Genomic DNA, 9684 nt, shown 5'->3' with positions numbered 1-9684 from the left:
GGGCACCGGACAGCGGACGGGGTGCGCGGGGGCAGCTCCGTGCACGGCTCGGAGGTCGCGGGAGGGGGCAAGCGGACCTTCCGCCGCAAGACCGGCTGAGCGGAGGAGATGCCCCGGTGCACTCACCGGGGCATCTCGCCTCAGGTCAGCGTCGCTCCACGCCAGCGTGGGTTCAGGACAGCGTGCGCAGGCGGATCGTCTGCGGCATCGTCCGCAGCGCCGTGCAGACCTCCGGACCGAGCGGGGCGGCGACGTCGGTCACGACGTAGCCGAGGTCTCCGCGCGTCCCGAGCATCTGCGCCTCGATGTTGACGTCGTGCTCGGCGAAGACGCGGTTGATGCCTGCGAGCACACCGGGGGTGTTGCGGTGCAGGTGGGTCAGCCGGTGCGAGCCGGAGGTCGCCTCCAGGGCCAGGGGCGGGAGGTTGGGGCTGAGCATCGTCGCCCCGTGCAGGAGGTAGTCGCGCAGCTTCGTCGCGACGAACTGACCGATGGCCTCCTGGGCCTCCTCCGTCGACCCGCCGATGTGCGGGGTGAGGATGACGTTGGGAAGCTCACGCAGCTCGGACTCGAAGGCGTCGCCCCGTCGCTTGGGCTCCACCGGGTAGACGTCGACGGCGGCCCCCGCGAGATGTCCGCTCAGGATGTGCTCGCGCAGGCCCGCGTAGTCGACGACGAAGCCACGGGAGAGGTTGAGGAACACCGAGCCGGGACGCATCTTGGCGAACTGGGCGGGGCCGAAGAGCCCGGCGTTGCCGCTGCGTCCGTCCACGTGCAGGGTGACGACGTCGGCGACCTCGAGGAGCTCGTCGAGGCTGGTGAGGCGACGGGCGTTGCCCAGCGCGAGCTTCTCCGCCGAGTCGTAGAACACGACGGACATGCCCAGGGCCTCGGCGAGAACCGAGAGCTGGGTGCCGATGTTGCCGTAGCCGACGATCCCGAGCGTGCGTCCGCGCACCTCGTGAGCGCCGTCGGCGGACTTGTCCCAGACTCCCGCGTGCAGCGCCTTGTCCAGGACGGTCATCCTGCGGGTCAGCGACAGGATCTCGGCGAGCGCCAGCTCGACGACCGAGCGGGTGTTCGAGAACGGGGCGTTGAACACGGCGATCCCGCGCTCCGCTGCCGCCGTGAGATCGATCTGGTTGGTGCCGATGCAGAAGGCGCCGATCGCCAGCAGGTCCGGCGCCTGGTCGAGGACCTCTGCGGTGACCTGGGTCTTGGACCGGATGCCGAGCACCTGGACCCCCGCGAGGGCGGCGCCCAGCTCGTCCTCGTCGAGCGCGCCGGTGCGGCTCGTCACGTCGATCCCGTCCGTGCGGAGCAGGGTGGTGGCAAGGGGGTGCAGGTTCTCCAGGAGCAGGGCGCGCATACCGCCATCCTCGCCCCGTCTCACGGGTAGCCCAAAATCCGACCGACAGGCGGACATCGCCACCCGATCAGCCGTGGCCCTCCGTCGGGACTGCTGCGAGACTGCATGATCGTGGGTCTCGCGGAGCGGAGTGCGGAACGTCGGGCGCGACGCGTGCTGCGTGCGATGGAGCGGGAGTCCTCCCGCCCGGCGCGCAGGCGGGCTGCCGCCCGGCTCGCCGTGATCACGGGTGTCGGTGCCGCGGCGGTCCTCGGGCTCGGCCTGGCCGCGCACTCCCGCGGCCTGGACGTCAGGGACCCGCTCTCCTGGTTCCAGGCACGGGCCTACGTCGACGTCGACGGACGAGCGGTGGCGGTTCCCCAGCCGGAGCCCGCCGTCGGGCGGCTGCTCCCTGAGGTACCGGTCACCACGAGCGGTGCCTACGCCTTCGTGCATGTCGACGAGGACGGTTCACCCGTCGGCTACGACCCCTGCCGCCCGGTCCGCTACGTCGTGCGAGCCGACGGAGCCCCGCCGGCCGGTGAGCAGCTCGTGGCCGAGGCCATCGCCGAGATCTCCGCCGCCACGGGTCTTGCCTTCGTCGACGTCGGGCCGACGGACGAGGTCCCCGGCGTCGACAGGAGCCTGATCCAGCCGGAGAGGTACGGGACCGCGTGGGCCCCGGTGCTCATCGCCTGGTCGACCGAGCGTGAGGTGCCCGATCTCGCCGGGGACGTGGCGGGTCTCGGTGGCTCGGCGATGGTCCCGGGGGCCGACGGCTCGGGGAGCTGGCTGGCGGCCGGTCGCCTCGTGCTCGACAGCGAGGACCTCGGTCGGATCCTCGGGCGCGGCGAGGGCTTCGCCAGGGCGCGGGCGATCGTCGTGCACGAGCTGGGCCACGTCGTCGGCCTCGACCACGTCTCCGACCGCTTCGAGCTGATGAACCCCACGACCTCCGGTGTCGTCGACCTCGGGCCGGGGGACCGCACAGGGCTCGCCCTCGTCGGGGCCGTGGCCTGCGAGGACTGAACCCGAGGCCCTCCGTCTCCCGCGCACGGGAACGGGGTCAGGAGCGTCCTCAGCCGCCCGCGAGGGTGTCGGACGGTACCGGGAGGGTCAGCCCCGCGGGCAGTGCGCCCGAGGTGACGAGGTGCAGCGACCGGGTGGGGCGGGTCATCGCGACGTACAGGTCGGAGGCGGCCAGCCGCGCGGGCTCCACGAGGACGACGACGTCGAACTCGAGGCCCTTCGCCGCACGAGGCCCTGCGACGGTGAGCCGGGCGTCGAGGGCGGAGGTCGTCGAGCGGCCCATGGCCGTGCCGAGCGCCGATCCGCGCAGGGCAGCGGACACCTCCGGGAGCAGGTCCTCCGGGGCGAGCACGGCCACCCTGCCGACGCTCGAGTCCTCGCCGAGCGTGGCCAGCCCTGCTTCGGCGGCCTCGACCGTGGCGAGGAGCACGTCCTGCACGCGGTGCACCTGGAGCGCGCCGGGGACCGATCGGGCAGAGGTCAACGTCCCGAGCGGCAGCCCGGCTGCCCGGGCGACGTCGAGCGCGGGCTCGGCCACCTCGGCGGGAGTGCGGTAGTTCACGGTGAGCTCGGTGAGCGACCACGAGTCGCGCAGCACCGGGTCGAGGGTGCGGGCCCAGGCCCGGGCGCCCGCCGCGGTCGCGGTCTGCGCCACGTCACCGACGATCGTCAGCGAACGGGTCGGGCAGCGTCGCAGGACCATCCGCCAGGCCATGGCGGAGAGCTCCTGCGCCTCGTCGATGACGACATGGCCGTAGGTCCAGGTGCGGTCGGCCGCCGCGCGCTCGGCCGTGGTCAGCCGCGGCCCCGTCTCGGCGAAGCGGCTCGCGAGCATCTCGGCGTTGACCATGCCGTTCCCTGCTCCGCTCGCGGACAGGACCTCACGGGCGTAGGCGAGCTCCTGAGCGCGTCGGCGGTCCTCGACTCCCTCCTGGACGCGGGCGGCCTGGTCGTCCTCGCCGAGCAGCTCGGCGGCCTCGTCCAGCAGCGGGACGTCGGCGTCGGTCCACGGTGCGCCCGGCTCACGTCTCAAGAGCTCGCGGTGGGTGGCCGAGAGCGACGGCCCTGCCTCGGCCAGCCGTCGTGGCTTCGCCCACAGGTCCTCGATGAGCTTCTGCGGGGTCAGCGGCATCCAGGCGAGGTTCAGCGCGATCCTGATCTCCCGGTCGGAGCGCAGCTCCTCCAGGATCTCCGCCCGGTCCTCCGGCGCGACGGGGGAGCCGAGCTCGGCGATGAACTGCTGGGCGAGTCGCGAGAGCATCTCCCGCACGAAGACGACCCGCGCGAGGTTGTGCGGTCGTCCGCTCCTGCGCGCCTTGGCGATCGCGTCGCGCACGTCCTCGCGGCGGATCGTCAGGCGCCGTCCGTCGACCTTGACCTCCTGGTCCGACGCCGGCACGCGCTGGCGCGCCTTGACGGCCGTGGCCACCAGGGCCGCCATCCTGCGGTCCCCCTTGAGCCTGGCGAGCTCGTCCGGCTCCGTCCCCGTCGCCACCACGCCAGGGACGAGCTCGGCGATCGTCGCGGTGACCACGCCCGTCTCGCCGAGCGAGGGCAGCACCTGGTCGATGTAGCGCAAGAAGGTCCTGCTCGGCCCGAGGAGCAGCACGCCCGAGCGCTCGAGCAGACGCCGGTGGGCGTACAGAAGGTAGGCCGCCCGGTGCAGGGCCACGGCGGTCTTTCCCGTCCCCGGCCCGCCCTGGACGACGAGGGCGCCGTTGAGGGGCGCGCGGATGATGACGTCCTGCTCGGCCTGGATCGTCGCGACGATGTCGCCCATCCGGCCGGTGCGACCGGCAGAGAGCGCAGCAAGGAGCGCCCCCTCGCCCGAGAGCGTCCGGGTGTCGGCCTCGTCGATCCGGTCGAGGTCGAGGACCTCGTCCTCCAGCCCGGTCACCTCGCGGCCCCGGGTGATCAGGTGGCGGCGCCGGACGACACCGTCGGGGCGTGCAGCGGTCGCCCGGTAGAAGGCCTGCGCCGCCGGTGCGCGCCAGTCGGTCAGCAGGGAGGTGTGCTCGTCGTCGGTCAACCCGATCCGGCCGACGTAGCGACGGCTGCCGTCGGCGAGGTCCAGGCGACCGAAGGTGAGGCGCGCCTCGACCCCTTCGAGCTGGGCGAGCCTGTCCTCGTAGAGCGTGGCGAACGCGTCGCGCTCCGAGCGGTTCTGCGGGGAGCCGGAGGGGCCCTCACGACGTACCGAGGAGAGCCGTTCGGCCGTCTGGCGGCGGAGGACGTCCAGCCTCGCGTATCGCAGGTCGACGGCTTCCTGCTCCGTCTGCACCTCGCCACGACCTGTCACGGGCCCCCCACCTCTCGCTCGACCGGCCGTCCATTATCCGCCCCGAGCGCGGTCCCGTGTGCATCTGTCCAGCCCCGGGGCGCACAGGGCCCTAGGATCGGGCGGCAGCCGACGGAAGGTGAGACATGGTGCTCGCGGGACCGCTCACGCCGCCGATCAGCGTCCTGCTGGTCGAGGCGGACGACGCCGACGCCCGGACGGTCGTCTCGATGCTCGAGCAGGGTGGGACCGGACCGGTCCGGCTCACCCGCGCGCGCTCGGCCGCCGAGGCGCTCACCGGGCTCGACGTGGACTGCGTCCTGCTGGACCTCGAGCTGCCCGACGCGCGCGGGACCGCTGCGCTCGCGCGCATCCTGCGCGAACCGCAGGCCCCGGCCGTCGTCGTGCTGACCGGTCTTCAGGAACCGGGACTCGACCTCCAGGTCGTGGGTGCCGGCGCCCAGGACCACCTGGACAAGGCGGAGGTCGACTCCCGGTCCTTGCACAAGGCGCTCCGCCTCGCCGTGCAGCGCCGCCGCGCCGAGGTGGAGGAGCGCGAGAGGTACCGCACGGAGGTGAGGGACTACGAGTCCTCCCGGCTCGAGCGGGCCCTGCTGCCCACCCCGCTGGTCGGGGACGGATCCCTCGAGGTGCTGGTCGGGTACCGGGCCGGCCGGGACGGGCTGCTCGGCGGGGACTTCTACGACGTCGTGGAGTGCGCCGACGGCTCGCTGGCGGCGATCGTGGGTGACGTGGCCGGGCACGGACCGGACGAGGCAGCGCTGGGTGCCACGCTGCGCACTGCGTGGCGCACCTCGGTGCTCGCCGACCTCCCCGCGCCACGGGTGCTCGACGTCGTCGAGCAGATCCTCAGCGCCGAGCGCGGCCGACCGGAGATCTTCGCCACGGCGGTCATGGTGGTCGTCCAGCCCGACCGTCGTTCGCTCGACCTGTTCCTGTGCGGCCATCCGGCGCCGTTCCTGCTCGGCCGGCCGACGGTCCCGCTGCCCTCCGAGCATCGCGGACGCGCCCTCGGCATCCCCGCGCCCGGCGGATGGCGACCCCAGCGCATCGCGCTCGGGGAGCGGTGGCGCGTCGCGCTCTTCACCGACGGGATGCTCGAGACGACGATCGACGGGACGCGCGAGCGGCTCGGCGAGGAGGGCCTCGCCGAGCTGATGGCCGACGAGCTGCGTCGCGAGGAGCGCCGAGGCGAGCGCCGGCACCGCGCCGTCCTGGGCGATGCCACGATCGTCGACCGGATCATGGAGGCCGTGACGCTGCGCCACGGAGGCAACCTGGTGGACGACACGGCCCTGGTCGTGCTCGGCTGGAACGCCCCGGGCTGAGCGGGAGACGCCCGGTGCGGGGGAATGCCCCGGCGCACGCCGGCGTTGGGGAAGGACGAGATGACCGGGTGCCGGCCCGGAACGGAGGGATGAGATGCGCGACCCCGAGCTGCTCTACACGATCGACGAGGACGTCGCCGCCGCCCTGCGCGCCGGGACCGAACCGACCCTCGTGCACCTGGTGCGCGGGTTCGTGGACGCCGGGAACGCGAGCCAGGTCGCGGCCGAGCACCTGGTCGAGTCCTTCGCGCCGCAGCGCCTGGTGACCTTCGACGTCGACGAGCTGCTGGACTACCGCTCGCGGCGTCCCACCATGACCTTCGACGCCTCGCGGTGGAGCGACTACGAGGAGCCCCACCTGGCGATCGACGTCCTGCGCGACCTCGAGGGGGTGCCGTTCCTGCTGCTGCACGGCTCGGAGCCGGACATCCGGTGGGAGTCGTGGGTCGCGGCCATGCGTCAGGTCGTCGAGCGGTTCGGCGTCCCCTTGACGGTGGGCGCGCACGGGATCCCGATGGGGGTGCCGCACACCCGCCCGACCTCGGTGACGGCGCACGGCACGCGGGCAGAGCTCGTCAGTGCGTACCCGTCCTGGTTCGGCACCGTCCAGGTCCCGGCGAGTGCCAGCGCCCTGCTGGAGTACCGCCTGGGCCAGTGGGGTCATGACGCGCTCGGCTTCGCCGTGCACGTGCCGCACTACATCGCGCAGTCGGGCTACCCGCGGGCAGCGATCGCCGCGCTCGAGAACCTCGAGCGCAGCACGGGCCTGGACCTCGCCTCGGGTCGCCTCGAGTCGGCCGCTGCCGAGACGACGGCGGAGATCGACGAGCAGGTGGCAGCCTCCGCCGAGATCGGGGCGGTCGTGCACGCGCTCGAGGAGCAGTACGACGCCTACACGGGGTCGATCACTCGCCCGGGTCTGCTCTCGGCCGACATCCCCACCGCCGACGAGCTCGGCGCCGAGTTCGAGCGGTTCCTCGCCCAGCAGGACGGTGAGCCGAACGGCAGCTGACCGGGGGTCGGGCCGCTCCGTCCCGAGGCCCTAGGCTCTGGGGCGTGGAGATCCGCACCGATACCCGTGCCTGGCTGGTGTGGGGCTCGGCACTTGCGGCCTACATCGTCGCCGTCCTCAACCGCAGCTCCTTCGGCATCGCGGGCGTCGAGGCCGCCGAACGGTTCGGCGTGGGGGCGACGGTCATCTCGACCTTCGTGGTGGTCCAGCTCTCGGTCTACGCGCTCATGCAGGTCCCGGTCGGGGTGCTTCTCGACCGCTTCGGCTCGCGGACGCTGATCGCCGCCGGAGCCCTGCTCATGGCGACCGGCCAGCTCCTCCTCAGCCTGGTCACCGACCTCCCGGCCGCGTACGTCGCGCGCGTGCTCATCGGCGCGGGCGACGCTGCCACGTTCATCTCGGTGGTACGTCTGGTCTCGCTGTGGTTCCCGCCTCGACGCGTCCCGGTGCTCACGCAGCTCAGCGGGATCATCGGGTCGCTCGGTCAGATCGTCGCCGCGGTCCCGCTGGTGGCCGTGCTGCACGCCGCCGGCTGGCAGACCGCCTTCGGCGGGCTCGCCGCGATCGGGGTCCTCGCGGCCTGTCTCGTCGTGCTCGCGGTCAGGGACACCCCCGAGGTGCGCGAGCGGGTCCCGTCGATGAGCATCGTCGGCCACGTGCGCGGCGTGATCCAGGTCCCCGGCACCCGCCTCGGCTTCTGGAGCCACGCCCTCACGCAGTTCCCGGTCAACGTCTTCCTGCTCCTGTGGGGGTTCCCGTTCCTCACCCAGGGTGAGGGGCTCGCGCCGTCGACGGCGAGCGCCCTGTTCACCGTCTGCATCCTGGCCTCGATCACGGCGGGTCCCGTGATCGGTGTGTTCACCGGGCGGCACCCGCTCCGCCGGTCATGGATCGTGCTCGCCGCAGGCGTGACCATGGCCGCTGCGTGGACAGCCGTCCTGCTCCAGCCAGGCCCGAGCCCGTTGTGGCTCCTGGTCGTCCTGGTCGTCGTCCTCGGCATCGGCGGGCCCGGTTCGATGATCGGTTTCGACTACGCCCGGACGTTCAACGAGCGGGCCCGGATCGGTGCGGCGACGGGACTGGTCAACGTCGGTGGCTTCGCGGCCGCTGTCGTCTCCGTGCTGGCGATCGGGATCGTCCTCGACGTCTACCCGGGACCCGCGCTCTCGCTCGACGCCTTCCGCGTCGCATTCAGCGTGATGATCGTCCCGTGGGGCGTCTCGGTCGCCGGGGTGCTCGTGGAGCGGCGACGCACTCGCGCGCACATGGCGGCGCAGGGGGTGCAGGTGCCGACCTTCCGGCAGGTCATCGAGCGCCGACGTGGGGCGTCGACCTAGGCGCCGGACGGGCGAAACCCTGGCGTGGCGCCTATCGCTCATGCCAGAATCCGGGCGTTGCACCCGTGACCTTCGGACGACCTCCGGGTCGTGGCGCCGCCTCGTGCGGCGTCCAGGACACGCCGTGCGGCACGACGCCGGGTACACCGCTCGGTGATCACCGGCCAGGATGAACAGAAGGACAGGACGAGCATGGCGCAGGGATCTGTGAAGTGGTTCAACGCGGAGAAGGGCTTCGGGTTCATCGCCCAGGACGGCGGCGGTGCCGACGTCTTCGTCCACTACTCCGCCATCGAGACGCAGGGGTACCGGACGCTCGAGGAGGCCCAGCGGGTCGAGTTCGAGATCACGCAGGGCCCCAAGGGTCCGCAGGCAGAGAAGGTCCGCCCGCTCTGACCTACCCCCACCGATGACGAGGGCCGCACCCGGACGGGTGCGGCCCTCGTCGCGTGCACACCGGCACCTCAGCCGGGGAGCGGCGCTGCGCCGGGATCGTCGTGGCGGACGCTCGCGCCGCGGGGTTCGTCGTGGCGGACGCTCGCGCCGCGGGCGAAGTCGGCGAGATCCGCTCCCTCGACGAGCCGCGACGGGACCACGAGCGAGCGCAGGGTGCGCCGGGCCCCGTCGAGCTGGAGGGGGTCCGGGCCGGCGGCCACGACGAGGTTGCCGTACCGGCGCCCCCGGAGCACACCGACCTCGGCGACCAGGGCCGTGTGGGGCCAGACGCTGCGGACCGTCGCGACCTCCGAGCGCGCGTCCGCCAGAGGTGGGCGGTCGGCGCAGTTCGCCAGGTAGAGGCCCCCGGGGCGCAGGACACGGGCGACCTCCGCGCAGAACTCGGCCGTCGTCAGCGCCTGCGGAGTGCTGTCCCCGGCGAACACGTCGCGGATCACGAGATCGGCGCTGGCGCTCGGCAGGCCCTCGAGCGCCGTGCGGGCATCGGCGGCGCGCAGTCGCAGCCGCGGGGACCGCGGCAGGGCGAACCAGGCCCGGACGAGCTCGAGCAGCCGGGCGTCGATGTCCACGCCGAGCTGACGCGACCCGGGCCGGGTGTGGTCCACCCACCGGGGAAGGGCGCATCCGGCGGCACCGAGGTGCACGGCGTCGACGGGCCCCGCGGGCAGGTGCTCGGTGAGGGCAGCCATCTGCTGCATGTACTCGAACTCGAGTCGCCCCGCGTCGGCGAGGTCGAGTGCCGAGCTGGGGACGCCGTTGACCAGCAGGGTCACCAGGTCGGGTTCCGAGGGGTCGCGGCGCAGCTCCGCCGTCCCGGTGTCGATCGCCACCGGCCCCTCGGGCAGGGCGGTCGGAGCCCCGCCACGGGCGGGCGG

The 9684-nt window shown here is 73.1% G+C and carries 9 protein-coding genes; 6 read left to right on the top strand and 3 right to left on the bottom strand.

The genetic code is table 11. The features are described from left to right. On the top strand, nucleotides 1-99 hold a 99-nt coding region (locus tag ABWK99_RS09675), incomplete at its 5' end, for a DUF5302 family protein (RefSeq protein WP_372594491.1). A gap of 73 nt (nucleotides 100-172) precedes the next feature. Here ABWK99_RS09675 and serA read toward each other — a convergent pair. Then, the gene (serA, locus tag ABWK99_RS09670) at nucleotides 173-1369 is read right to left on the bottom strand and encodes a phosphoglycerate dehydrogenase (RefSeq protein ID WP_372594490.1); all 1197 of its coding nucleotides are present in this window, start codon (nucleotides 1367-1369) and stop codon (nucleotides 173-175) included. 105 nt (nucleotides 1370-1474) lie between these two features. Here serA and ABWK99_RS09665 point away from each other — a divergent pair, with 105 nt between their 5' ends. Beyond that, nucleotides 1475-2377: a matrixin family metalloprotease gene (locus ABWK99_RS09665; RefSeq protein ID WP_372594489.1), complete on the top strand. Its 903-nt coding sequence runs from the start codon at nucleotides 1475-1477 to the stop codon at nucleotides 2375-2377. A gap of 49 nt (nucleotides 2378-2426) precedes the next feature. Here ABWK99_RS09665 and ABWK99_RS09660 read toward each other — a convergent pair whose 3' ends face one another. Continuing rightward, the gene (locus ABWK99_RS09660) at nucleotides 2427-4676 is read right to left on the bottom strand and encodes an AAA family ATPase (RefSeq protein ID WP_372594488.1); all 2250 of its coding nucleotides are present in this window, start codon (nucleotides 4674-4676) and stop codon (nucleotides 2427-2429) included. A 125-nt stretch (nucleotides 4677-4801) separates the two neighbouring features. Between ABWK99_RS09660 and ABWK99_RS09655 the strand changes: the two genes are divergently transcribed. The 4 genes from ABWK99_RS09655 to ABWK99_RS09640 all read left to right on the top strand — a co-directional run bounded on the left by ABWK99_RS09655 (nucleotide 4802) and on the right by ABWK99_RS09640 (nucleotide 8749). Then, entirely contained in the window at nucleotides 4802-6004 is a 1203-nt protein-coding gene (locus ABWK99_RS09655; RefSeq protein WP_372594487.1) for a PP2C family protein-serine/threonine phosphatase, read from the top strand. A gap of 94 nt (nucleotides 6005-6098) precedes the next feature. Beyond that, entirely contained in the window at nucleotides 6099-7016 is a 918-nt protein-coding gene (locus ABWK99_RS09650) for a PAC2 family protein (RefSeq protein WP_372594486.1), read from the top strand. Nucleotides 7017-7060: 44 nt separating this feature from the next. Continuing rightward, nucleotides 7061-8353 carry a nitrate/nitrite transporter gene (locus ABWK99_RS09645; RefSeq protein WP_372594485.1) on the top strand — a complete coding sequence of 431 codons (1293 nt, stop codon included), beginning with the start codon at nucleotides 7061-7063 and terminating at the stop codon, nucleotides 8351-8353. Nucleotides 8354-8545: 192 nt separating this feature from the next. Continuing rightward, the gene (locus ABWK99_RS09640) at nucleotides 8546-8749 is read left to right on the top strand and encodes a cold-shock protein (RefSeq protein ID WP_372594484.1); all 204 of its coding nucleotides are present in this window, start codon (nucleotides 8546-8548) and stop codon (nucleotides 8747-8749) included. 68 nt (nucleotides 8750-8817) lie between these two features. On the opposite strand, the gene ABWK99_RS09635 is transcribed toward ABWK99_RS09640, so the two are convergent. Continuing rightward, nucleotides 8818-9684 (bottom strand): spermidine synthase (locus ABWK99_RS09635; RefSeq protein ID WP_372594483.1); only part of this gene is annotated, 867 nt, incomplete at its 5' end.

Source organism: Actinotalea sp. (genome assembly GCF_041597215.1).
Taxonomy (GTDB): Bacteria; Actinomycetota; Actinomycetes; order Actinomycetales; family Cellulomonadaceae; genus Actinotalea.
The sequence above is the reverse complement of the archived record's forward strand: the minus strand, read 5'-3'. Positions and strand labels throughout refer to the sequence as shown.

Coding starts and splice junctions, on each gene's coding strand:
- ABWK99_RS09665 (WP_372594489.1), top strand. CDS start 1,475: ATGATCGTGGGTCTCGCGGAGCGGAGTGCGGAACGTCGGGCGCGACGC.
- serA (WP_372594490.1), bottom strand. CDS start 1,369: ATGCGCGCCCTGCTCCTGGAGAACCTGCACCCCCTTGCCACCACCCTG.
- ABWK99_RS09640 (WP_372594484.1), top strand. CDS start 8,546: ATGGCGCAGGGATCTGTGAAGTGGTTCAACGCGGAGAAGGGCTTCGGG.
- ABWK99_RS09650 (WP_372594486.1), top strand. CDS start 6,099: ATGCGCGACCCCGAGCTGCTCTACACGATCGACGAGGACGTCGCCGCC.
- ABWK99_RS09655 (WP_372594487.1), top strand. CDS start 4,802: ATGGTGCTCGCGGGACCGCTCACGCCGCCGATCAGCGTCCTGCTGGTC.